The sequence below is a fragment of the Ruegeria sp. BHSC223 genome, assembly GCF_059613025.1.
In genome coordinates this window covers 243,515-266,734 of record NZ_JBXWRR010000002.1, presented here as the reverse complement: position 1 = coordinate 266,734, position 23,220 = coordinate 243,515, and the positions used below count along the sequence as shown (strand labels likewise).

Here is a 23,220-nt window from a genome sequence, read left to right as displayed (position 1 = left end):
AGCTTTCCTACCGAAAGAACACTGAACACGAACACCCCGCATCCGACAAAAGACAGCCTAGATGCCAAACCAGTATCCCTGCGGTGCAAAGGATTGAAACCTTGCACATGCTTTCGCGCGCGCAACAGGTCCTTTGTGTCTCAGAACGGCAACGACCGGGACGAGGTTGCAGGCCTGGATAATGCGTAGTCGTTTGAGGAAAGTCCGATAGCTGCAACTAACGTAACGAGTGGCGGCTCAGCGGGGCACTGCCGGTCCGAAGTCTCGGTATCAAGCAAACGGGTGGTTGGGCTCCCTCGGGATTGGCAAATTGCAAAGAAGCGACATGTTCACTCAGGGTGGTGAAAACTGTCAGACCAGCGGAAGAAGGGCCAGAAACTGCCGCGCGCAATCGTCACCGGGTCTTGCGCATGTGGCACCGGGTATCGAGGGGGCGCTTAACCGCGTCTCCGTATGGTTTCGGCCAGCGTCTCCTCGGCAAGTAGAGCAAACTCTACGAAAAAGGTCGACCCTGCGCCCAGCGTGCTTTCATAGTCGATAAGGCCGCCGAAATGCTCGACAATTTCTTTTGAGATGTTCATGCCCAGGCCCGTACCACCCGCGTGCCGTTCATCCGAAGAGTCTATCTGAGAAAAGCGATCAAAAACCTTGTCGCGGCTGCCACTTGGAATCCCGATACCTTGGTCCTGTACGTAAATGCGGACGCGTTCGCCCATCTTCTTAAACCCGACAGTGACGGTGCCGCCCTCGAACGAGAACTTTGCCGCATTCGAGATCATGTTGGACAGGACTTGCATCAATCTTGATGCATCGGCTGAGATGAATAGATCTGTTTCGCCCGGGCAGTCCTCGGTGATACTAACGTTATGTGCGCTGGCATAACCAAGATTGCTTGCGATGGACTCGCTGACAATAGAGTGGACGTTCACGGGCTGGATCCGATAGACCATTTCACCCGCCTCCATCTTTTGGATGTCCAAGATGTCATTGATCAGCGTGGACAATCGCCGGCTGTTTTTGCTGGCCATGTCGATTAGGCCCTGCATTTTTTCGGGAACCTCGCCCAAAGCGCCGGTGTTGATCAGGTCGAGAGAGCCTTTGATCGAGGTTAGGGGCGTGCGCAGTTCGTGGCTGACCGTCGAGACAAACTGTGACTTGGCAATGTAGGCGGCCTTTGTCCGCTCGTGCTCTTCCTTCAGCTTTTCCAGCTGGGCAAGATTGGTTCTGTAGAGCCGCAGAAAAACCAGGGCGCAGTCGATCAGAAAATACATCACGAAGACAACGGTAAAGAAATGCAACCACAATTCCGATGACAGGTCTGGCCGTTCAACCCAGATATCCTTGACGACAATAACCATGAAGGAAATGCCGTACATGGTCAGGCGGATGATCATCGCCCAGACGATCTGGTGGTTGTTCATTGCGGCGAAAAGGGCAGCCGCGAACAGGAAAAACAGCGGTGTAAAATGTCCGCCAGACGGTTGTTCGAATGCGACGAACACAGCATAGAGGCAGATCGCCGCGGAATGCAGTATCGTGTTCAGAAGGATCCAAACCAAGGTTTCTGCGATTGCCTTGCGCTGGTGCCGGGTCAAGCGCTCTACACGCTTGGCGAGTAGCAGGTCCTGCCCCTCGCAAATCATGATCGTGGCGTAGAAGAGAACCGCGTTGAACGGGTCGAAGAAAAACGCGGTAAGAATTGTGGTAGCGAGAAAAATTGCCTGCCGCTGCCAGATGAGCTCGAAGCTCATGGCAGTGTAGTCCTTCATATTCTGAAGCAACTGATCGACCGGCATTTCAGGGGCCGGCTCAATCCTTTGCGAGTCAATTGCTGTCATTTGTCAAACTGCATTGGTGTTGTCTGGTCATTGATTTACCGCATCAATGAGGAACTATTGGGCCGGAAATGCGGTCGCAGTTTGACCGAAGCGTAGATCGGCAACCCGTGGGATACTGCCCGGTAGCTCAAGCGCAAGCGCAACAGAGCCAATTTCTAGGCTGGGTCAGGTCAGGTAATCGCGCGTATTGAACAGGACCGACTGGCTCGTCGTGCCGTCGATCGAAAACTGCGCTCCAATCGGCGTCGCACCAGCGCCCAGGCGACGTGCCCATCGCGACCATACGGCAGGAACAATACCAAGAATGCGCGTTGCACCGTTCTTGGCAGCGGTTACCGCCATGCTGTCGAACAGTTTCTGTTGGACGTCCACCCGGCGTGCCGTTGGAACCGCATCAGTGACAAAGAACCGTGTAGCTTCCCAGACAGAAGGTTTAACGGGAGCTTCGAAAAACAAGACGTCCCTGGGCAAGCCAGCAAGAAGGCCATTTTGGGCGTCACGCAGCATATAGCTGTATATGCCGCAACGTGCAGTTGTCGGGAGCAGACGCACCCCGCCCAGGACTTCTCCGTATTCGTGTAGAACGATCCAGTGGCAGGCAGGCGTGTCATATTGATCGAATTCCATCCCGTCTGCCTCGGCGACATGCCAATGGAGGCGGTCGATGAAGATTGACTTCCGAGCTTCCAGATACTTGGTCAACAGGTTGCCATGCTCGTGCATGTTGCGAAAGCTCATGGTGGTCGCGTGAATGCTGCCACGCGACTGCCTGGGCTGTGGTGCAATGGAACGCTCTTTCCTGAGAAGCCGGCGTTTGATAGGCTCCCGGACGTCACGGCGCAACAGCTTACGCTCGACGGGTTCCAGCTCGGGAAACACCATCGCAGCGGGGTATGGGTCCACCAGCCTAAAGGTTTGGTCCATTTTCTGCTCTTGTTTTTCCGTCTTTTTGCCAAGAAAACAGGTTTCAAGTCTACTTTCGGCGTGCCTTTGCCTCCGGGTTGTACATGGGGTGTGACTAATTAGCACTTGAACAGTAGCGACGAACTGGTCGTCTCTGTACGGGAAACGGTATATTGCGGCGCATCATCTCTCTTGACAACCATTTGAGGTTAACTTCGGGCAAAAAGCAACCCTGAGGTGCGACTCCAGCCTCTTGGAGGCCTCAGAATTTTGTTCGGTGGTCGAACTTTATGCTTCTGGGACCGGTGACGCCGAGGAAAAAGCCCGCGTTGCAGAGTCTTGCCCTTGCCTTCGGTGGGTCATTAAAATGCCGCTTTTGCCTGACAGTTCTATGAAAATGCGATGGACCCGTTGGAAAACGGGTTCAAAATGTACCCGTGTCGCGAGTTGTCCGAGCGATACGAAAACCCAGGTGTAAAACTATGCGAATTCTAGCAGTAGATGACGAGCCGAGCATCCTGGAGCTGTTGACCCAGATTCTGTCGGTTTTCGGGTATGATGAAGTGGTTACCGCCCCGAACGGACGCGAAGCGCTTGAGATTCTGCGCGATGCGGCAAAACCATTTGAATGTCTGCTTTTTGATGTGCAGATGCCTCAGATGAACGGGATTGATCTTTGCGAAGAGGTTCGCAATCTCCCAGATTATCGCTTTACACCCATAATCATGGTCACAGCGATGGTTCAGAAGCAGTACATCGACGACGCATTCGAAGTGGGCGCTTCGGATTATGTGACCAAGCCTTTCGAATTCGATGATCTCAAGCAAAGACTTGCAGATGCCCATCGGCTGGCCGAAGAGCGAAAGGCCGCGATCCTGGCGATGGAAGCATTCCAAGATGTGCAGACCGTGGGCAGGGAAGCGCATGGCTTCCAGTTGAGTGATCCTGTTTTGCTTGATGCGGTGTCAGGTTTTTACGGATTGGCCGAGTTCGAAAACTACGTTCGCAAGATCGCTGTTTCGCACCCTCTCAATGCATCGATCCTGGCCATCAAACTGGAAGAGGTGGAACAGCTCTTCCAGGAATCGAGCGCGGAGGTTTTCCGATCGACCTTGGCTTCGGTCGGTCGCGAGATCATATCGGCGACCAATGGTGCGCGGAGCCTGGCGACATACTGGGGTAACGGTGTCTTTCTGGTCGTACTCGACAGCGGCAAGTTGCTGGATTTACAGGCTCTGGGTATCCGTTTGGAAAAATTGGTCAGGCCAACGAGTGGTGATGGTGTACCAACCAATAGCATCTCGTGCCGGATCGGTGACATAATCCCTTTGCGTGCCTCCACCAAACTGGAAGCAATGCATCTGATCGACAAAGCGGTCGAAAGTGCCGACGCACCCTTTCAACCTATGACGCTGGTCAGTTGAGTTGCACTGAATGGCCTGAGCGATTAGCACAGGTCGACTAGCGTAGCAAAGCTCGGCAACCCACATACGCGGCGTAAGTGGCGGTCGAGGTGTGGAGGCGGTCAGCGATAGACCCGCGCGTTTCGCTGACCCCAGTCGGTATAAAGATCTGCCATGATTGTCTCGAACTGGCGTTCCACCATCGACGGTCGGATCGTGGCTGTTTTGCTCTCTCCAAACACACGGACCGTATCGCCGACTTCGACCTGATCGAGATCGGTGACATCGGCGACGATCGCGTTCATCGACACCTTGCCCAGGACCGGCGCCAAGGCGTCCCGGACCGCCACGACACCGCCACCTTGGACTAGGCGCCGGTACCCGTTCTCATATCCGATCGAGATACAGGCCAAGCGTCGGTCGCGGTCCAGATGGCTGCTCCGGTCATAACCGACACTCGCACCGCCGGGATACGTCTGAAGGCTGACCACGCGGGCCTCGACATCCATCGTCGGACGAAAGCCGAGCTCAGGCTTCAGAATGCCGTAGAGAATGGCGCCACAGCGATACATGTCCGTGTCGATGTCGACGCCAGAAACCAATGTCAGTGAACTGCCCGCATGCACCAGAATTTGTTCGCGCTTCAGGTCGCTGTTTGCAAGAACCCACGCGGCCTGTTGTTGAAACAGCTCCGAGCTCTGCCGCAGGTCCCCAGGTGCGTTCGAAGAGAAGTGAGAGCAGATGCCACCGATCCTGCTGCCCGCGGTATCGATGATTTGGCGGCACGTGTCTTGCCCCTTCGTCGTCGAGATCTCCAGACCGTCGCGCGCCATACCTGCTGCGTTCAACGAAAGGTGCAGGCGAGAGGTGAACCGGCCCGAGGCTGTCAGCGCTGCGATCTGTTCTGCGGTGCTGAGCGAGGCGACTTGCTCTTCGACATGGTTTTCAAGCGCCGTCTCGATTTCCAAAGGTGTTGCCGCCCGTAATCGGATAATGGTGCCCTTGAAACCGGCCTTGCGCACGGCGTCGGCCTCGGCGTTCGACGTTATACCAATAGTGGTCACACCCTGCTCTTGGACAAGGGGCACCACCTGCATGATGCCGTGCCCATAGGCGTCCGCCTTCAACACCGCACAGAAACGGCGACCGTTGGGCACGAGCCCAAGCGCAAGCTCGAGATTGCGCGAGATACGGTCACGGTGGATGGTACACCAAGAGGCTGGGTAAGAAGCTGGCATAGTCAATTCTGCGGAAATCCGAGCAATTCGCGCAGAATGCTACAGAACAGGTCCGTTACCACAGGCAGCAAAGCGTCGGGGAAATCATAGTCTGGATTGTGAAGCTGCGGATGGTCCTCGCCCGCACCGATGTACATCAGGGCAGCCTTTGCGCCATCATCACCAAATCGCCCGAAATCCTCGGACCAGCGCATGGGGATCGGCATTTCGTAACAAACCATCCCACGCATGCTTGCCGCATGTCGCGCAATGCTCGTGGCCTGTTCGTCATTCACAACCGATCGAAAAACATCGTGCCACGAGATGTCGGCCGTGAGGCGATCGGAGTGCGCCTCAACCTGCGCCAGCGCGTCGAGAACCAGCGTCTCCATCCGCGCATTTGTCATCGAGCGTAGCGTCACACGCAACTCGCCGTCTCCGGGCGCAATCCCGAAACTCGGTTCGCCAAGCTTGGCATGGGTCAGGGTTGCAAGGGCGAAAGCATCATCGCCGATCCGCCCCTTGCTCAGAGCAGGCAGTGCGGTCATCAGACCAGCCATCGCCGCGCCGGGAGAGAGTCCGTCTTCCGGCGCCGCCGCGTGTGAGCTCTTGCCTTCGAGATGAAGCTTCATTCCGCGCGAGGCGCAATTTCCCGGCCCTGACCGCAATCCGATCTCACCCAGCGGGCGACCGGGGACATTGTGACAGGCAAAGGCATAGTCCGGTCGTATCTCGGGCCAGCGAGGATCCGCGATCACCGCTTTGGCACCGGCCCCGGTCTCTTCGGCGGGCTGGAATAACAGGATTACCCGCCCTTTGGCCGGCCGTCTGGCAAGGCGCATTGCCACGCCCAACAGCGAGACCATGTGCCCGTCATGGCCGCAGAGATGCCCCTTGCCCTCGATCTCGGATTTATAAGGCAAGTCAGAGATCTCCCGGATCGGCAAGCCGTCCAGCTCGCATCGCAGCAGAACCGTTGGCCCGTCTTCAGCGCCTCTGAATTCGGCGGCGACCCCATGCCCACCAAGTCCCTGCCAAAGACGATCAGCGCCAAGAGAGATGAGTTCCGAGGTGATGCGGGCAGCTGTCGCGCGCTCGTCACCAGAGACTTCGGGGTGGCGGTGAAGATGCTTGCGAATGTTGATCAGCTGGTCAATTTGTTCCGGAGAAAGCATGTGCATCCTTTCCTCTCGGCAGGTGTCGATCTCGACAGCTGCGCGTGTTCCTTGGCAATGTCTGCGAGACCAAAACTTGAGCCGAAGCAGGAGGTCTTTGCCGCATTTGCGTGGCGCCTAACTCTCTTCTACTCCGCACCAGTCGGCGATGAACATGGCGGTGGCCTTGGTCACGCGGCGCATGCTGTCCAGATCGACACGCTCGTTGAATCCGTGAATCGCTTCGGCCCGTGGGCCATAGACCAGCGCGGGCGTATTTGCGTAAAGCCCAAAGAACCGAGCATCGGTGGTGGCGGTGATCGCCTCGCGCTCCAGTTTCACCCCGGTAACAGACCGATGCGCGCGTTCGAGTGCGTCGATGGCCGAGGCAGCATTGACCGAGCCGTCCCGAGACAGCGCATAACCTTCGGCGTGAAAGCCGTGATAGACAATCTCGGGCAATGCATTACGCAGGAAATCATTGCTGCGCGCGGCGTCCAGAATGACTTGTTCAATCTCGGCTTTGGCCTCCTTGATCGATTGCTCTGGGAAGATCGCCATACGCACGTCGAACACGCACCAGGCAGGCACCGAGCTGGCCCAGTCGCCGCCCTCGATCTTGCCTACATTCAGGTTCAGCGCATGATCCATATGGGTGTAGTCTGCTGGGCGCTGTTCAGCGGCATTCCAGCGATGTTCCATTGCGTGCAAGGCTTTGATCAGCGGAATGGCAGCCTCGATCGCGTTTGCACCACTGCCTGCATAAGCAACATGGGTCGGCCGTCCTTTGAGTTGAACCTGAAACCAGATCACCCCCAATTGAGCGGTCACCAGACGTTCGGCAAAGGGTTCGGGGATCAGCGCCGCATCCGCGCGATACCCGCGAGCCAGACAGGCCAACGCTCCATTCCCGGTACACTCTTCTTCGACAACGGATTGAAAGAATACATCAGCTGCCGGCGCCAACCCCAATGAAGCAAGTGCGTCGAGCGCAAACAGGTTCGACGCCAGACCAGCCTTCATGTCGCCACCGCCGCGGCCATAGAGCCAGCCGTCTGCGACGCGTGGTTCAAAGGGCGGACTGTCCCACATCTCCAGCGGTCCGGCAGGCACGACGTCGATATGTCCGTTCAGGATCAGCGACCGGCCCGAACGTTCACGCGAACGGTGCGTTCCCACCACATTCACCGCGTCCTCATACGGGGTCAGCACCGGTGAAAAACCGGGGAGGTGCTGTATCTCTTCCAGATCGATTTGCCAGCGGTCGAGTTCCAGGCCGCGTATGCCTAATTCGCGGGCCATGAAATTCTGCGCCGATTGTTCGTTCCCCCGGGTTGACGGATGCGCAGTCAGCTCTGAAAGAAAGTCAACCTGCCGGTCGAAGGCTGCGTCGACGGCGTCAGAGAGGCGGGAGTTCAGATCGTCTTGCATGGGGCACCTCAGAATGTCGGGGGCGTTGCGTTGGGGAGAACCAACGGAGCGCCGGTGGCATCGGCCACCTCGGCGGCGGTGATCCCGTCTCGCGTCTCGACCAGGACAAAACCCCGATCAGATATGTCGATGACGGCCAGGTCCGTAAAGACCCGCGCCACACAACCGCGTGCGGTCAGGGGCAAGGTGCATTGCCTCTTGAGTTTGGGGTTGCCCTTGCGATCTGTATGAGTGGTCAGAACCACCACGCGTCGCGCCTTTTGCGCAAGCTCGATGCCGCCGCCTACACCGGGGCTGAACCGGCCGGGGATCTTCCAATTGGCCAGATCGCCATTGCTGGCCACTTCGAAAGCGCCCAGCATGGTCAGGTCCAGTCGCCCCGACCGCACCATCGCAAAGCTGGTGGCGCTATCGAAAAAGGCCGATCCCGGCACGGTCGATACATAGGCGCCGCCCGCGTCGATCAGATTGCGATCGGCGCGTTCGGGCGGCAAGGTCGGGCCGATACCGGTCAGCCCGTTTTCTGTGTGCAGGCATACCGGCAAGTCTGCGGGCAGGTGGTTGATGACCTTCGTGGGCAGGCCAATGCCAAGATTGACCACCATACCGGGCGCAACCTCGCGCGCGGCGCGGGCGAGCATGCGGTCATTTGCGTCGGACAACATCGTATTCCTTCGACAATGTACCCAGTTCGGTGACGTGATCGACAAATACCCCAGCGGTATGGATGGCATCTGCGGTTAATCCACCCAAGGGCAGCAGCGTCTCGGCCTCTGCGATTACGCAATCGGCGGCCATTGCCATCAAGGGGTTGAAGTTTCGCGCTGTCGCGACAAAGGCCAGGTTGCCAAACCGATCGGCGGCGGCGGCGTGTATGAGTGCCACGTCAGCCCTGAGCGCGGTTTCGACGATATGCGGCTTGCCGGCGAGTTCGACCACCTGTTTGCCGTTTGCCAGTTCGGTCCCGATGCCGATATCTGTCAGCACCGCTCCAATCCCGGCGCCGCCGGCGCGGATGCGTTCGGCCAATATGCCCTGAGCGTTGAATTCGACCGTGATCCGGCCTGCGTTCATCATGTCGATCGCGCGACTGTTCAGACCCAGATGGGTGGTGATCAAACGCGATATCTGCCCGCTTTGCAGCAAGTGATCGACGCCCATGCCGGGTTCGTTTGCATCGTTCTTGACGATGGTCAGCTCCCGCGCCCCATGGGCGACAAGCGCATGGATCAGTGCCATCGGTGTCCCCGGCACGCCGAACCCACCGATCATCACCGTATCGCCATCGCGTATCCTGGCGATAGCGCCCTCCAGCGAACACTGTTTGTCAGGCAGTTTCATGCTGCCACCACGACCGGCAGCCCCGCCTCCGCGGCAAAAGCGTCCAGCGCGTCGCGCAGGATCGACATCATCTCGCCGATCTGTGTCTCGCTGATGATCAGGGGGGGGGCGATCAGGAAGTGATCACCCGAGGTGCCCCCGCGCGTGCGCCGCGAATAGATGATCAGGCCGCGCTCATAGGCAAGCTCGACCAGCCGGGCATGCGCGTCCAGCTCCTTTGGCAGGGGCTCCATGGTCTCTCGGTTGGCAACGAATTCGAACGCGGTCAACAAGCCCTTGCCGCGCACGTCTCCGATGAACGGATAATTATCCATCAACGCTCGCAATTCCCGCATCAGGACATCTCCCATTGCAGCGGCATGCGCGATCAGACCCTGCTCCTCCAGTTCTTCAAGAACTGCCAGACCGGCTGAACAGGCCAGCGGATTGCCCGCATATGTGAAGCCGTGCAGAAAGCCGCCGGCATCTAAAACCGGTTCGACCAGAGCGGCCCGCGCAACGATCGCGCCCAACGGTGCATAGCCCGCTCCGAACCCTTTGGACATTGCAACGATATCCGGCGTGATATCCCAATGCTCGGCAGCCAGGAACTTTCCCGTTCGACCGGCACCGGTCATGACCTCGTCATAGATCAGCAGAACACCGAACTCGTCACAGATCTCTCGGACCCTGGCATAGTAGCTGTCCGGGGCTACAAGGGCGCCGGTCGAGGCGCCTCCTATGGGCTCCATCAGAAAGGCAAGGACGGTGTCGGGGCCTTCTTCGAGGATCTTGTCGCGCAGCATTTCGGCATATTTCAGCCCGCGCGCCTCTTCGGTCAGGTTGTCACGGTCAAGATAGGTTGTGGGCGCCGCGATTTTTGGCATCGCCGCCAACATCGGCACAAAGGGTTTGCGCAGCGGATCGTATCCCGTCAGCTCAAGCGCCCCGAAAGTCGAGCCATGATATGAGGGAAACCGCGAAATTACCTTGTAGCGCGTGCCCTGGCCCTGCGTCAGGGCATATTGCCGTGCCAGTTTCACCGCGCTTTCGACGGCCTCGGAACCGCCAGAGACAAAAAACACGCGATCCAGTCCCTCAGGGGTCATGGCAACGGTCTTTGCAGCCAGATCCTCGGACGGATGCGTGCGGAAATGCAGCCTATAGCCAAATGTCGCCTTGTCCATCTGGGTCTTTATCTTGTCCAAGACACGTGGGTTGGAATGACCGATATTCGACACCATCGCCCCCGACGATCCGTCGATATAGCGTTTGCCGGCCTCGTCGATCAAATAGATTCCCTCTCCCCGGTCCAAGAATGGGCGCGGGTTTCGGCTTTGATAGAACAGGTATGAGCGAGCGTCGGTCACTTTGCACCTTCGATATGTTTGCGGAGAAATTCCCGCGTGCGTTCCTTGCTCGGGTTCTTGAAGAGGATCTCTGGCGGGCCTTCTTCGACCACAATGCCTTTGTCCATGAACAGCACCCGATCGCAGACCGACGCGGCAAAATCCATCTCGTGTGTCACGATGATCATGGTCATGTGCTCTTCGGCGAGCTTCTTCATCACCAGGTTCACCTCTTCGACCAATTCCGGGTCGAGCGCCGAGGTGGCCTCGTCGAACAGCATCATCTTGGGTTTCATCGCCAGGGCGCGGGCGATGGCCACACGCTGCTTTTGCCCGCCGGACAGTTGCGAGGGGTAATAGTCAATCCGCTCCAGCATGCCGACCTTGTCGAGCTGCTCCTCGGCCAGTTTGTCGGCATCGCTCTGCGACAACCCCTTTAGAAGCTTCGGCGCCATCGTGACATTCTCGCGCGCAGTCATATGCGGAAACAGGTTGAAGTGTTGGAACACCATCCCAACCTGTTGCCGCATGGCATTGATGTGTTTTTCATATTGCCGGTGAGGCAGCGCCTTGTTCACTTGCACACCGTCCAGCCAGATCTCTCCGCCTGTCAGCGGGTCCAGATCGTTGATCGCCCGCAACAGGGTGGATTTGCCGGACCCGGACGAGCCGATGATACCGACGATCTGCCCGCGTTCGACATTCAGGCTGATATCCTTGAGAACCTCGACCGCACCAAAGGATTTCTGGGCGTGACGGATTTCGACAAAATGCAGCGGTTCGCTCATGTGGGACCTCTTCAAATCAGCGGGAGACGGAGATGCGGCGTTCGATACGGCGCTGTACCCATTCCATGCCTAGGTTGATGATGTAGTAGAGGGCCGCCGCGAGGATGTAGAATTCGAACGGACGATAGGTCTTGCCGATTACCCTCTGGGCAGACAGGGTCAGCTCGCTCACCCCGATCACCGAGACCAGTGCACTGTCCTTCAGCAGGGCGATCATGTTGTTTCCGATAGGCGGGATCACATCACGGATCGCCTGGGGGATGACCACCTTGCGCAGCGCCTGACTACGGCTCAGGCCAAGAGTGCGGGCAGCTTCCATCTGGCCCTTGTCCACTGCCAGAATGGCGGTCTGGATCAATTCCGAGTTGTAGACGGCGAAATGCAGCCCCAGTCCTATGATCCCGGCGACGAAAGCAGGCAGGTCGATGCCGATCTGCACCAATCCGAAATAGATCAGGAATAGCTGCAACAGCAGCGGTGTACCCATAAACACCCCTTCGACCAGGCGAAAGGGCTGGCGGATGATCCACGGCGCATAAAGCGCGATCACGGCAAAGAGAATGCCGCCGATGAAACTCAGCAATGCCGCCGACACCGTGATCCCGATGGTCCAGGCCACGCCGAGCAGGATGATGTCCATGTATTTGGGAATAATTGTAAAATCGAGACCCATCTATCTGCCCTTCCTGATCAGGTGATCTGTACCTTGCGGTCCAGCCAGGCCACGCCCCGACCTACCGCGTAGATGATGATCATGTAGAGAACCCCTGCGAGCAGGAACATTTCGAATGGCTTGTAGGTCGAGCCAATATAGCGCTGCGCCGTGTAGGTCAGCTCAACCACCGAGATAGCAGCCACCAGGGCTGTGGCCTTGACCAGCATGTTCAGGTTCACGCCAAGTGGGCGAACCATCAGACGCGCGGCTTGTGGTAGTATCACCTTGTAAGTGGCTTGCCAGCGGCTCAGTCCAAGAGTGCGGGCGGCCTCGCGCTGACCCTTGTCGATGGAAATGATCGATCCGCGGATCGTCTCGGTCATATAGGCTCCGGCATTGATGCCGAGCCCGATCACGCCAGCTTCGAAGGCATCCAGCTGGATCCCGATCTGTGGGCCACCAAAGTACAAGATGAACAGTTGGAGCAGCGCGGGTGTGCCCCGGAACAGGCTGACATAGGCCGCGCCGGCAAAACGCAGCAGGGCAAAGCGTGACAAGCGTGCAGCGGCCCCCAGCGCTCCACAAAACAGGCCCAGGATTGCCGTAAGGACCGAGAGGACGATGGTGGTCAATGCCGCCTCAAGGAAAAACGGGTAAACCTTCAACATCAGGTCGAAATCCATGACTCACCCTTTGTCTAATCGCTGTCGGCGATGCGTGGTTGGCCCCGCCAAGAGTAGGACAGATCCGAAACAGGGGCGCGAGCCGCGCGCAGACCTGCGAAGAAAGGTCGACCAACCAGTGGATTGGCCCAGCGGTTCTCCTGCCGTTGAACGGGGCGGCAGGAGGAAGTCGCTTAGCGGATATCGGCTCCGATCCATTCCTCGGCTAGCGCAAGGTAGGTGCCGTCTTCCATGATCGAATCCAGCGCCTTTTGCATTTCTGCTGCCAGTTTGGGGTTGCCTTGACGAATGGCAATGCCGGCGCCAAATGGCTCGGTGGTCGGGTCAGCGAACATTTCGAATTCCTGCCCCTTTTCGGTCATCGCCAGAATGGCCGCGATCGAGTCGTTTACGATTGCATCGACGCGTCCGTTTTCCAGCTCGAGAAGCAGTTCCGGCAGACCTTTGTAGGTGTTGATGTCATAGCCTTTCTCGCGGGCCCAGTCCTCGTGGGTTTCGCCCAATGTCAGACCAACTTTCTTGCCCTCCAAATCCGCGAGGCTGGCGATGCCCGAGCCCGGCTTCGTGAAGATCGCGCGCTTGTCCGAATAGTAGGGGCCGACGAAATCAACAACTTCGTCACGTTCGGCCGTGATCGTCATCGAGCCGACGATTGCGTCGTATTTATTGGCAAGGAGCCCTCCGATGATGCCATCCCAGGCAGTGGTGACGATTTCCGCCTCCATACCCATACGCTTTGCGATTTCGGTGCCGATTGCGGGGTCGAATCCGACAACCTTGTTTTCGTCGTTGACGAAGTTGAACGGAGGATAGGCGCCGGACATCGCTATCCGGATTACCCCTTTTTCCTTCAACGCGTCGAGCTCATCCGCAGCGACGGCGGATATACCGAAGAGTGCCAAGCCAGCGGCGGCCAGAGTGGATTTCAGGATAGTGCGGCGAACAGTCATTTCTTTCTCCCTGTTGTCGGTCACGCCGGGTTCGTTGCCCGAGCGAAAGCGGCGGGTTGGCCGGTTCAAGCAAAGAGTTGCATGACGATCACCATCGTGCAAATAAATATATACTAGCTTCAATATAGACGAAATCTATGAGTATCGCCCGACAGCAACGCTTTCCTTGGAACCTCGACTGGAACCTGCTACGCACCTTCATGGTCGTGGTTGAGCAGCGCGGGATATCCAAGGCAGCTGACTTTCTGGGGTTGAAGCAACCAACGGTTTCCGCCGCGCTTAAGCGGTTGGAGCACTCAACCGGCAAGCAGCTTATCATCCGCAAGCCGCACGAATTCACTATCACTAGGTCAGGTCAGGCGCTCTATGCTGAGTGTGCCAAAATCTTCGGTTCTATCTCTCAGCTCCCTTCGCTTCTCGATGCCGACAAGGCCGAGTTGCGCGGGCATCTGTCCATTGCCATCACCAGTTCAGTGATTTCTGACCATTTCGATGATTTCCTGAACAAGTTTTCTCAGGCGCACCCGCATGTCACCTACTCCTTTTCGGTGAATGAAAGTGGGGATGTGGAGATGATGATCGCAAAGAACCGGGCCAGTTTCGGGATCTGCCTTTTGTCGAAGATTCCACAGAACCTGAACACCCTCGTCCTGTACCGAGAGTTTTTCGGCTTGTATTGCGGCGCGCGCCACCCCCTGTTCAATGCCGAGTCAATCGACCCAAGGCAGATGGAGGGCGAGCCGTTTGTTGCGTTTCAGACCGAGGCAGAAGGTGGCCCGCTAGAGGCTGTTTCCCATCTTCGGGCCCGGGCAGGATTGGCCAATAGCTGGCGTGGCGTTTCCTCCAGCCTGAACGAGATTCGCCGGATGATCATGGCGAACATCGGAATAGGCGCCCTGCCGTTGCATGTGGCCCAGCAGGATGTGGATTGTGGGCACATCCGGCAACTGCCGCCGTATGATGAATTGCCGATGGTGAAAATCTATCTGATCACCAATCCAGTGCGTCGTCAGACGGATGCCGAAGCAGCCTTTCTAGCCGCCTGCGAAGCCGAGTTTGCCAGGATCGACATCGCAGAGCGCACCTATCCTCGCGACTTCAACGTGCAGTGAACCGTTCTGGCTTGCGTTTCTTGGCTCGGCTGAAGAACACTTCGGGCGAAGGCAAAACGTTTTCTCGCAAAGAAAACGGCCCGAAACCCTTGCGGGATATCGTCCCAGGGAAACGCCTGCACCTTGATCGTCGCGAACGGTCTTGCGTGGCTTGGCAGGGACGGGGGCACGCAGTAATCTGTTCCGTATGCGTGTCGCCGTTTTCGCCATTTGCCTTGCTTATGCTCTGTTCTTCGGCTGGAACTGGGTCGAGACCGTCAAAGCCGGGGGTGACGCGGCGGGGCGGGGGATGGCGTTGGGCTTTCTGACCATCGGCATGGGAACGACGGCAATCTTTGTCATTCCGGCGCTGATCCTGGCCATCACCGGGCGGGGGATGAAGTGGGCGTTGGGTCTGTCGCTGGTGCCCGCACTTCTGTTGCTCCTCTTCACCATTACCTACGTGGTCTGATCCGCCTCAGGCGCGGTAGAACAGGTAGCGTTCGGGCGGGATGCTGTCGGGGGCGGCGATGGCTGTGAACCCGACCAGCGGCTGACCCGAGATGATCAGGCCGCCGGGTACCATGACGCGGGCGATCAATGGGCTGAGACGCGCGGCCTCGGCCACGTCATCGGCCTTGATACCCATACCGAAATCGTAATGGGCCAGAACGATCGGGGCGCCCTCGGCGGCCAGACGTTCCAGCATAGGTTCCGCCTCGCCCATCAGGAAATCCGCTTCGGGCGGGGTGCACGAGGGGTGGCATTGCAGCACCCGGTCCATCACCCGGATGCGCCGGTCGGGCAGGATCTCTCGCAGGTGGTCATAGGTGCGCCCGTTGCCCAGACCCATGTCGAGCACCTCACCGGGCATGTCGGCAATCTGCTGGGCGGCCCAGTTCAGCCCGTCTCGCTGAGCGGTCAGGCGGCGCAGCATCGAATCCAGTCGGCTCATTGTTGGATCTCCTTGGGGGGCATGGTCCAGGGCTGTGACGGTCCGGCCAAGAGCCGCGTCAGCAGCGCCCGGGTGAATTGCCAGATTTCATCGTCATGCACCAGATGGTGGGTCAGGACGCCGAAGGGCTCGGCTGCGTCGGCGCGTCCTTCGCGCCGGTCGATCAGCAGCGCTGTGGTCTGGGCGATCAGGATCTGTGGCGACATCAGGCCTCGGCAGCCGCGCCAGTCGATCGGGTCGAGATGGGTGTTGACCTGCGCCAGCCCCGGCGCGGCCATGGGGTTGCGGCGCGGCGTGGCGGTAGAGAGTGCCCGGAACCCCAGGGCGGGCAGGCCGGAGGCGACCTCGGGTGCGATCCGGTTCCAGGGTGGCACGAACATCGGGCGCAGCGCGGCGCCGAACAGCGCCTGCAACCGCGCCTTGCCTTGCCCGGCCTCGGCCAGGATCTCGGGCAGCGGGCGGTGGGCGCGAAACTCGGCCTTCTTCTCGGTTGCGGGAGCATGGTTCTGATGCGCCCAGCCGTGCACGACCGGGACCAGATGCGGATGCGCCGCGACATGGTCAGCGAGCGCGGTTTCGGCCCCGGCGGGGATCACCGCCAGATGCACCGGCAGTTCCAGATCCTCGGCCAGCGCGGTCAACTGATCCAGCTGTGGTGTCGTGGTCACCGCGTCATCGTCGCGCCACCAGAGCGGCAGGGTCAGCCCCTCCGCTGCCCATAGCGCCAGTTCGGCATCGAGCGGGGTCCAGTCCGGGGTCATCGTGCCGTCTCCATCATCTCGACGATCCGTACCGCTTCGGCCGCGCCATCAAAGCGCAAGGCGGACGTTTCGCGGCGCGGATCGGTCATCACCTGACGCAAGGCCCGGACCAGGGTTTCGGGGGTCAGCTCGGCGCTGGTCACCGTGGCAAAGCCGGGCAGGGCGGTCAGGGCTTGGGCGCGCAGGCCCTGTTCGGCCTCCTTGCCCGCGTCAAAGGGGATCAGCACGGCCGGGATGCCAGCTTGCAGCAGGTCCAGCGCGGTATTGTAGCCGCACATGCTGACCGAGGCCGCGGCATGGCTCAGCATGGCGCGGAAATCGGGGCGCGCGGGTTCTACCGTGATCGGGGCATCGCCAGCTTGCGCTTGCAATGCGGCCACCTCGGCGCCAGCCTGCGTACCCCCCACCAGCAGCCGCCAGCGTTGGTCGGGCATCCGGCGCGCGGCCTCCAGCGCGACCCGGAACAGCGGCCCGCCGACGGCACCGCCCCCGGCGCTGACCAGGATCTCTCCCGCCCCGGTGCGCTCCGGGTGCGGTCGGGCGGGGGGCGGCGCGACATAGCCGGTGTAGCGCAGCTTGCCGGCCAGCGCGTCGCTGACCGGCCAACTGGCCTCCAACCGCGTGACTGTAGGGTCGGAATGCACCAGCACCGCGTCATAGGCCTCGGCGATCACCCGATCGGTTGCTTCGGCCTTGGCCGGTTTCGAGGGTGGGGCAAGGATGTCGCGGATCGAACTCAGCACCAGCGGCGGGCGCGGCAGCGCCCGCGCGGCGGCGAGCAGTGCGCGGAACTCCTCCTGCAAGCTGCGGCGGCCAAAGGGGTAAAGCTCGGTGATCAGCACATCGGGGGCAAAGGCTGTGAGCGTCTCCAGCAGTGCCGCTTGCCGCACGTTGTGAAACTCCGCATCGGCTTCGGCCCCGGTTTCGGTCAGAAGGCGGGCGAAATCCACCCCGTCCGAGCGGAGCGCGGGCAGTTGCACGAGATCCAGCCCCGCCGGGTCGAGCTGTGGGGCGGGCATCCCGCCCGAGACCAGCCGCACCTGATGGCCGGTGGTGGCAAAGGCGCGGCCCAGTGTCAGCGCCCGGCTCAGATGACCGGTGCCCAGCAGATGGGTGACGACGATCATCACCCTCATGGGCGGGCCTCACGCGGGATCAGGCGCACCGGCTCGCCCAGCGGCGCCAACGGGTCGAGCGAGACGACGAAAAGCCGGTTGCGCTTGACCTTGAAAGGCGGGATGCCGTCGAAATTCCAGCCATGGGCGCGGGCCAGAATGACCCGCATGATGCCGATATGGCAGACCGCGACGCTGTCGCCGGTCAGCCCGGCCAGCCAGGGTTCGATCCGGGCCCAGACCTCTGCCGGGCTTTCGCCTGCGGGCGGGCGGAAATCCCAGCCCCAGTCCTCGATATGCCGATAGCCGCTGCCGGGCGTGTCCAGCAGGTCTTGCCCGCGCTGCCCCTCCCAGTCGCCCCAGTTCATCTCGGTCAGCGCAGGCGCGGTGCGGGGTGCGTGACCGGCCACCAGTTCGGCGGTTTCCACCGCCCGCGAGAGCGGGCTGGACCAGAGCGTCGCGCGATCCCAGGGCGCGGGCAGGGCCAGCGCGCCCAGATCGTGCCGCGCGGCGTCATCCAGCGGGATGTCGCTGCGGCCCTGGATGCGACCGGCGCGGTTCCAACCGGTGTGACCATGGCGGAGAAGGGCGAGGCGTCTCATCGGGCGGTCTCCATCAGCGGTGTCACCGCGTTCCAGAACACCCGCGCTGCCGCGGCGGGCAGATGCCGGGTGGCAATACGGTCGCGGGCCTGCGCACCGATCCGCTGGCGCAGGGCGGGATCGGCGCGCAGCTGGTCAATCATCCTGGCCAGTGCCTCGGGTCCCGCCTCGGGCGCGGGATAGGCGGGGCCGGGCAGCAGCACGTCGCGCACGCCGGGCCTGTCCTGCGCCACCACCGGCAGACCGGCGGCCTGCGCCTCGAGATAGACCATGCCAAAGGCCTCGTTCACGCCGGGCCAGAAGAACAGCGAAGAGCGGCCATAGGCAACCTGCAATCCGGCCCGGTCAAGCTGGCCCAGAAACCGCACCCGCGCGCCAAAGGGCGCCATCAACGCCGCGACCTCGGCCCGGGCCGGGCCATCGCCTGCGATATCGAGCTGCCAGTCGCCGCCCAGATGCGCCAGTGTCTCGGCAATCACCCGGTACGAGGCAAGCTTGTCGCCGGGCCGCATCATGCCGGCGCTCAGCATCGGGCCGTCGCATGCCGCGCGTGGCGGCAGGGTGTCGTCGGGCAGAAAGGGCGGCAATTCGACCAGCGCCTGAGTGCCGAACCGTTCCCGCTTGAGCGTGATCAGGTCATTGGCGGTAAGGTAGAAGATCACCCGCGCCGCATCGCAGGCATCATGCGCCGCCTGCGCAAACCCGGCCCAGGGGCCGGTCAGGCGGCTGGTGGCGCGGGTGCTTTCGATCTGCACATAGGGGATGGTGCGGGCGGCACAGACGGCGGGGCCGATCAGGTCCGGCGCCTTGTAATAGTTGTGATAGGTCACCCACAGGGCGCAATCGTCGGGCAGGTCGCGGATCAGCCGCTGAACCTCTGCTGTCGCACCCGCGCGCAACCGGGTCTGCGCCCCGGCATCGCCCTGCTTGTCGAGGCTCTTGAACTCCGAGACCAGATCGACCGGCAGGCCGCGCCCGGCGATCATCGCCCGCAGGCTGCGCGCCAGTTCGCGATCGCCCGAGGGCACCGGGCTGTCGGGCGATTTCATCGGCGCGTAAAAGGCGATGCGGGCCATGCTCAGCCCCCGGCGCAGAGGGCAGTCAGCCGGTTGGACAGATGGGCGATGCCCGGGGCCATGGTGAATTCGGACAGCAGGCGCAGGCGCGCGGCCCCAGCCATGCGGGCGGCGCGGTCAGGGTCGGCGGCCAGTGTGGTTATGGCGCGGGCCAGCGCCTCGGGTGCGTCGTCCGACAGGGTGCCATGGGTGCCGTCGGTGATGAATTCGGGGATCGCAGAGACCGGGGTAGACAGGATCGGCAGCAATTGCGAGGCCGCCTCCATCAGTACATTGGGCAGGCCGTCGCGGTCGCCATCGTCGGCGATCCGGCTGGGCAGGACAAACAGGTCGGCGGCGCGCATGGCGGCGATGACCTCGGGCTGGTCGCAGGCGCCGCGCCAGGTGATGCGCTCTGCGATCCCCAGCGCCTCGGCCTGAGTCGCCAGGGCGGCACGGTCGCCGCCCCCGCCGATATGGGTCCAGTGCCAGTCCAGATCGGGCGGCAACTGGCCAAAGGCGGCGATCAGCCGGTCAAAGCCCTTCTTTTCCACCAGCCGCCCGACCGACAACATGGCCAGCGGGGCACGCGCTGCGCGCGGGCTGCGCGCGGGCGGATCGGGAAAGCGGGCCAGGTCAAGCCCGTGATAGACCAGATCGACCCGACCGGGATCATCGGCCAAGCCGCGCAGATGCGCGGCGCCGACGCCCGTGCAGGTGGCCCCAAAGGCCGCGCCGTGGCTGGCGCCGCTCAGTTTCTCGGCTTTTTCCCAATCGGGTGAGGTCCAGATATCCTTGGCATGGGCCGAAAAGCTCCACGGCAGGCCGCGCATGATCGCGGCATAGCGCGCGACCGAGGCGGGTGTGTGCAGGAAATGCGCATAAAGCCCTTGGGTCGAGGCGGGCAGTTCGGCCGCCATCACACAGGCCTGTCCGAAGCGGCGGATACGGTTCGGCGTGCGGTCCCGGGCCAGATCGGCGCGCCACACCCGATAGGCCTCGGCGTAGCCGGGCAGGGCCTGCGCCACGGCGCGCGCGCGCCAGACCCGCTCCGGTTCCTGCCACAGGTATTCCGGCAGATAGCGCACACGCGCGCGAAGCCGCTCGTGCAGGGGGTGGCGTTTCACGTCGGTCGGATGGCGCAGCGACCAGATGTCGAAATCATGGCCCGCCTCTTCCAGCGCCACCAGTTCCTGCGCGATGAATGTTTCGGACAGGCGCGGCCAGCCCTTGACCACCACGGCCAGTTTCGGTGTGTCTGAGGTCATTCCGCCGCCTGATGGCTGGTCTTGCTCAGCAGTGCGCGGACACGGCGGGTGACGTGGTCAAGCCCGTCCAGCAACCCCTCGCCAATGGCCTGGCTGGGCAGCGGCTGGTTGGGCAGGTTGCGGATGGCGTTGATCATCGTTTCGGGGGTCAGGCCGTCGCGGCTTTCCTCGAGCATCCGCACCAATCCCAGTTCCTCGGCCCGGCTGGCGCGGATCCACTGTTCCAGACGCGGTACGGTACGCGGTACGATCACCGCGCGCTGGTCGAACGAGAGAACCTCGCAGAACGTGTTGTAGCCGCCCATGCAGACAACGCCAGCGGCACCGGCAAAGAGTGTCTCGATCTGGCTTTCGAAACCGACCGCCGTCACCCGCCCGTTCAGCGCGGCCACACGCCGCTCGAATTCCGCTCGGGTGTCGCCCGACAGGAAGGGGCCATAGACCAGAACCGCGCGCGGCGACAGGGTGGGGTCCTGTTCATAGGCGGACAGGACGAGGCTGACCATCGCCTCGCCATCGCCGCCGCCGCCGGGGGTGATCAGCACATAGGGCTGTTCCGGCGGCGCGCTCACCGGACCCAGATCGCGGCGCAGATAGCCGGTCCAGTACATGCGCGCCTGCGCCTCGGGGCTGAGGGACAGGCCCGCAGTCGGATCATAGACCGAGCGCAGCCCGTAAACCCAGATCTCGTCATAGAACCGTTCCGTTGCCGCCACCGCGCCCTTGCGGGCCCATTCGGCGGCCAGCACCTCGGGCTCGTCCAACACGTCGCGCAACCCCAGCACCAGCCGGGCGCGCCCGCGCCGTTGCAGGCAGTCGAGCGTCGGCAGCAGTTCGCCACGAAAACCGGTCGGTTCCTTGTCGACAATCAGGATATCGGGGTCATAGCGCTCGGCCGCGCCGCGGATCAGGCCGCTGCGCAGATCGGTTACCTCGTCGATGCCCATCCCCAGCGTCTGCGACGCATAAGACCCATCGGCGCGCTTGGTGACGCCGGGCAGGCGCACATGGTCTACACGGCGCGGAAAGGTGAAACGCCCTGCCACCGGAGACCCGGTCAGGATCAGCGCCGAGGCTGATGGGTCAGCCTGAGTGATTGCCGCTGCCAGCGCGCGGCTGCGCCGAAGATGTCCCAGCCCGAACGTATCGTGGCTGTACAGCATTACCCGCGCTGCGCGGCTGGTTTCGACTGTCCTGCTCTCGCCCTGCATCGCTGCCGTCTATAGCCTTAGATCCGCGTCGGATTTGGAGAAAATGCCCTTGATATCATAGAGGACTGCACCCGGCAGGCCAAAGGTCCGAATGGACGCAGCCCCCAACTCGACAAACTGCCGATGCGCCACCGCAACAACAATCGCGTCATAGACACCCGTCTGCGGTTCCGAAACCGGAGTGACACCATATTCACGGGTCATCGCCTCGGGGTCAACCCAGGGATCGTAGACCTCGGTCGCAACAGAAAACTCAGCCAGTTCCGACAGGATGTCGGCCACCCGCGTGTTGCGGATGTCGGCGCAGTTCTCCTTGAAGGTAAAGCCCATCACCAGCACCCGCGCCCGGCCCGGGTCGATACGGCGCGCGATCAGTGCCTTGATCAGCTGCTGCGCCACATGGCGGCCCATGTTGTCGTTGATACGTCGTCCCGCCAGGATCACCTCGGGGTGATAGCCGCTCTGCTCGGCCCGATAGGTCAGGTAATAGGGGTCGACCCCGATACAGTGACCGCCCACCAGACCGGGCTTGAAGGGCAGGAAGTTCCATTTGGTCCCGGCGGCCTCCAGCACTTCGAGCGTGTCGAGGCCCAACCGCGAGAAGATCAGCGAGAATTCGTTGACCAGGGCGATGTTCAGGTCGCGCTGGGTATTCTCGATCACCTTGGCCGCCTCGGCGGTGCGGATCGAGCTGGCCCGGTGCACACCGGCCCTGACCACCGGGGTATAGATGGCGGCGACGCGGTCCAGCGTCTCGGCATCCTGGGCCGAAACGATCTTGACCACATTCTCCATCGAGTGTTCGGCATCGCCGGGGTTCACCCGCTCGGGCGAATAGGCCAGCTTGATCTGGGAATAGAGTTCCAGCCCGCTGCCCTCGGCCAGAACCGGGCCACAGATCTCTTCGGTCACGCCGGGATAGACCGTGCTTTCCACGATCACCATGTCACCCGGTGCCAGATGCGGCGCAATCATCCGGCAGGCGCCCTTTAGCGGTTCCAGATCGGGGGTCTTGGCGTCGTTGATCGGGGTGGGCACACCGATGATATAGACGGTGCAGGCTGCCAGATCGGCCGGATCGCAGGAAAACCGCGCCCGCGTCTCGCGCAACGAGCGTTCCGAAACCTCGCCGTTGCGGTCATGGCCACGGCCCAGCGCGCTGATATGCCCGGCATCGGTGTCAAAGCCCAGCGTCTGGAAACCGGCCCGCGCCAGACCCAGCGTCAGCGGCAGGCCGACATAGCCCAGCCCAAGCACGGCGATCCGGTCCTGATCCGTTTGGCGCGACATGGCTTGCGTTCCCGATCTTGCGTGTTTCGTCGTGCGGCCGGGCAGAACAACCCCTTGCCGCCATCCGGTATCCTGGCCCGCAGGCAGCACCGTACTAGTCAAATCCCGCCGCCTTGGAAACACGATTCTGCGGTGCCGCCGGGGCAGTCGCTTCGCATCGGACGACACTTGCCATTTGAAT

General features: G+C 61.3%; 23 protein-coding genes. 3 read left to right on the top strand and 20 right to left on the bottom strand.

The features are described from left to right. Window positions 1–437 precede the first annotated feature (437 nt). On the bottom strand, window positions 438–1,838 hold the full coding sequence (locus tag AC2FNY_RS05195; RefSeq protein ID WP_234137379.1) for a sensor histidine kinase: 1,401 nt from the start codon (window positions 1,836–1,838) through the stop codon (window positions 438–440). Window positions 1,839–2,003: 165 nt separating this feature from the next. Beyond that, window positions 2,004–2,762 carry an acyl-homoserine-lactone synthase gene (locus AC2FNY_RS05190; RefSeq protein ID WP_234137380.1) on the bottom strand — a complete coding sequence of 253 codons (759 nt, stop codon included), beginning with the start codon at window positions 2,760–2,762 and terminating at the stop codon, window positions 2,004–2,006. A 461-nt stretch (window positions 2,763–3,223) separates the two neighbouring features. Between AC2FNY_RS05190 and AC2FNY_RS05185 the strand changes: the two genes are divergently transcribed. Continuing rightward, window positions 3,224–4,165 (top strand): response regulator, encoded by a 942-nt coding sequence (locus AC2FNY_RS05185; RefSeq protein WP_255699897.1) that lies wholly within the window; start codon window positions 3,224–3,226, stop codon window positions 4,163–4,165. A gap of 101 nt (window positions 4,166–4,266) precedes the next feature. Here the strand turns inward: AC2FNY_RS05185 and alr are convergent, their stop codons facing one another. The 10 genes from alr to AC2FNY_RS05135 all read right to left on the bottom strand — a co-directional run bounded on the left by alr (window position 4,267) and on the right by AC2FNY_RS05135 (window position 13,691). Further along, complete coding sequence (gene alr / locus AC2FNY_RS05180) at window positions 4,267–5,382, bottom strand: alanine racemase (RefSeq protein WP_234137382.1); 1,116 nt, start codon at window positions 5,380–5,382, stop codon at window positions 4,267–4,269. 2 nt (window positions 5,383–5,384) lie between these two features. Continuing rightward, entirely contained in the window at window positions 5,385–6,536 is a 1,152-nt protein-coding gene (locus AC2FNY_RS05175; protein WP_496801831.1) for an amidohydrolase, read from the bottom strand. Between the two features lie 117 nt (window positions 6,537–6,653). Further along, window positions 6,654–7,946, bottom strand: coding sequence for an ArgE/DapE family deacylase (locus AC2FNY_RS05170; protein WP_234165704.1), 1,293 nt, complete (start codon window positions 7,944–7,946; stop codon window positions 6,654–6,656). 8 nt (window positions 7,947–7,954) lie between these two features. Beyond that, window positions 7,955–8,608 (bottom strand): 3-oxoacid CoA-transferase subunit B, encoded by a 654-nt coding sequence (locus tag AC2FNY_RS05165; RefSeq protein WP_496801830.1) that lies wholly within the window; start codon window positions 8,606–8,608, stop codon window positions 7,955–7,957. Then, window positions 8,592–9,287 carry a CoA transferase subunit A gene (locus AC2FNY_RS05160; protein ID WP_496801829.1) on the bottom strand — a complete coding sequence of 232 codons (696 nt, stop codon included), beginning with the start codon at window positions 9,285–9,287 and terminating at the stop codon, window positions 8,592–8,594. Before AC2FNY_RS05160 ends, AC2FNY_RS05165 begins: the two co-directional genes overlap by 17 nt. Continuing rightward, window positions 9,284–10,636, bottom strand: coding sequence for an aminotransferase family protein (locus AC2FNY_RS05155; RefSeq protein ID WP_496801828.1), 1,353 nt, complete (start codon window positions 10,634–10,636; stop codon window positions 9,284–9,286). Before AC2FNY_RS05155 ends, AC2FNY_RS05160 begins: the two co-directional genes overlap by 4 nt. Further along, window positions 10,633–11,403 carry an amino acid ABC transporter ATP-binding protein gene (locus tag AC2FNY_RS05150; RefSeq protein ID WP_234137388.1) on the bottom strand — a complete coding sequence of 257 codons (771 nt, stop codon included), beginning with the start codon at window positions 11,401–11,403 and terminating at the stop codon, window positions 10,633–10,635. The genes AC2FNY_RS05155 and AC2FNY_RS05150 overlap by 4 nt, the downstream gene beginning before the upstream one ends. 16 nt (window positions 11,404–11,419) lie before the next feature. Beyond that, window positions 11,420–12,076 carry an amino acid ABC transporter permease gene (locus tag AC2FNY_RS05145; RefSeq protein ID WP_234137389.1) on the bottom strand — a complete coding sequence of 219 codons (657 nt, stop codon included), beginning with the start codon at window positions 12,074–12,076 and terminating at the stop codon, window positions 11,420–11,422. Between the two features lie 17 nt (window positions 12,077–12,093). Beyond that, window positions 12,094–12,741 carry an amino acid ABC transporter permease gene (locus tag AC2FNY_RS05140; protein WP_234137390.1) on the bottom strand — a complete coding sequence of 216 codons (648 nt, stop codon included), beginning with the start codon at window positions 12,739–12,741 and terminating at the stop codon, window positions 12,094–12,096. A 173-nt stretch (window positions 12,742–12,914) separates the two neighbouring features. Continuing rightward, on the bottom strand, window positions 12,915–13,691 hold the full coding sequence (locus tag AC2FNY_RS05135; protein ID WP_496801827.1) for a transporter substrate-binding domain-containing protein: 777 nt from the start codon (window positions 13,689–13,691) through the stop codon (window positions 12,915–12,917). Window positions 13,692–13,828: 137 nt separating this feature from the next. On the opposite strand from AC2FNY_RS05135, the gene AC2FNY_RS05130 reads away from it, so the two are divergent. Both AC2FNY_RS05130 and AC2FNY_RS05125 read left to right on the top strand, forming a co-directional pair. Continuing rightward, complete coding sequence (locus AC2FNY_RS05130) at window positions 13,829–14,803, top strand: LysR family transcriptional regulator (protein WP_234162752.1); 975 nt, start codon at window positions 13,829–13,831, stop codon at window positions 14,801–14,803. Between the two features lie 187 nt (window positions 14,804–14,990). Further along, window positions 14,991–15,254 carry a hypothetical protein gene (locus AC2FNY_RS05125; RefSeq protein WP_234137393.1) on the top strand — a complete coding sequence of 88 codons (264 nt, stop codon included), beginning with the start codon at window positions 14,991–14,993 and terminating at the stop codon, window positions 15,252–15,254. Between the two features lie 6 nt (window positions 15,255–15,260). Here AC2FNY_RS05125 and AC2FNY_RS05120 read toward each other — a convergent pair whose 3' ends face one another. Genes AC2FNY_RS05120 through AC2FNY_RS05085 form a run of 8 tightly spaced genes read right to left on the bottom strand, consistent with a single transcriptional unit; the run spans window position 15,261 to window position 23,039 of the window. After that, on the bottom strand, window positions 15,261–15,737 hold the full coding sequence (locus AC2FNY_RS05120; protein WP_234137394.1) for a class I SAM-dependent methyltransferase: 477 nt from the start codon (window positions 15,735–15,737) through the stop codon (window positions 15,261–15,263). Continuing rightward, on the bottom strand, window positions 15,734–16,498 hold the full coding sequence (locus AC2FNY_RS05115; RefSeq protein WP_496801826.1) for a polysaccharide deacetylase family protein: 765 nt from the start codon (window positions 16,496–16,498) through the stop codon (window positions 15,734–15,736). The genes AC2FNY_RS05120 and AC2FNY_RS05115 overlap by 4 nt, the downstream gene beginning before the upstream one ends. Further along, a complete protein-coding gene (locus tag AC2FNY_RS05110) occupies window positions 16,495–17,634 on the bottom strand; it encodes a glycosyltransferase family protein (protein ID WP_496801825.1) in 1,140 nt (379 codons plus the stop codon). The genes AC2FNY_RS05115 and AC2FNY_RS05110 overlap by 4 nt, the downstream gene beginning before the upstream one ends. Next, the gene (locus tag AC2FNY_RS05105; RefSeq protein WP_234165710.1) at window positions 17,631–18,215 is read right to left on the bottom strand and encodes a histidine phosphatase family protein; all 585 of its coding nucleotides are present in this window, start codon (window positions 18,213–18,215) and stop codon (window positions 17,631–17,633) included. Before AC2FNY_RS05105 ends, AC2FNY_RS05110 begins: the two co-directional genes overlap by 4 nt. Beyond that, window positions 18,212–19,291, bottom strand: a complete 1,080-nt coding sequence (locus AC2FNY_RS05100; protein WP_496801824.1) for a glycosyltransferase family 4 protein — start codon at window positions 19,289–19,291, stop codon at window positions 18,212–18,214. Before AC2FNY_RS05100 ends, AC2FNY_RS05105 begins: the two co-directional genes overlap by 4 nt. 2 nt (window positions 19,292–19,293) lie before the next feature. Continuing rightward, entirely contained in the window at window positions 19,294–20,538 is a 1,245-nt protein-coding gene (locus AC2FNY_RS05095) for a glycosyltransferase family 4 protein (RefSeq protein WP_496801823.1), read from the bottom strand. Beyond that, window positions 20,535–21,749, bottom strand: coding sequence for a glycosyltransferase family protein (locus AC2FNY_RS05090; RefSeq protein WP_496801822.1), 1,215 nt, complete (start codon window positions 21,747–21,749; stop codon window positions 20,535–20,537). The genes AC2FNY_RS05095 and AC2FNY_RS05090 overlap by 4 nt, the downstream gene beginning before the upstream one ends. Before the next feature lie 9 nt (window positions 21,750–21,758). Continuing rightward, on the bottom strand, window positions 21,759–23,039 hold the full coding sequence (locus tag AC2FNY_RS05085; RefSeq protein ID WP_234137401.1) for a nucleotide sugar dehydrogenase: 1,281 nt from the start codon (window positions 23,037–23,039) through the stop codon (window positions 21,759–21,761). Window positions 23,040–23,220: the final 181 nt, after the last annotated feature.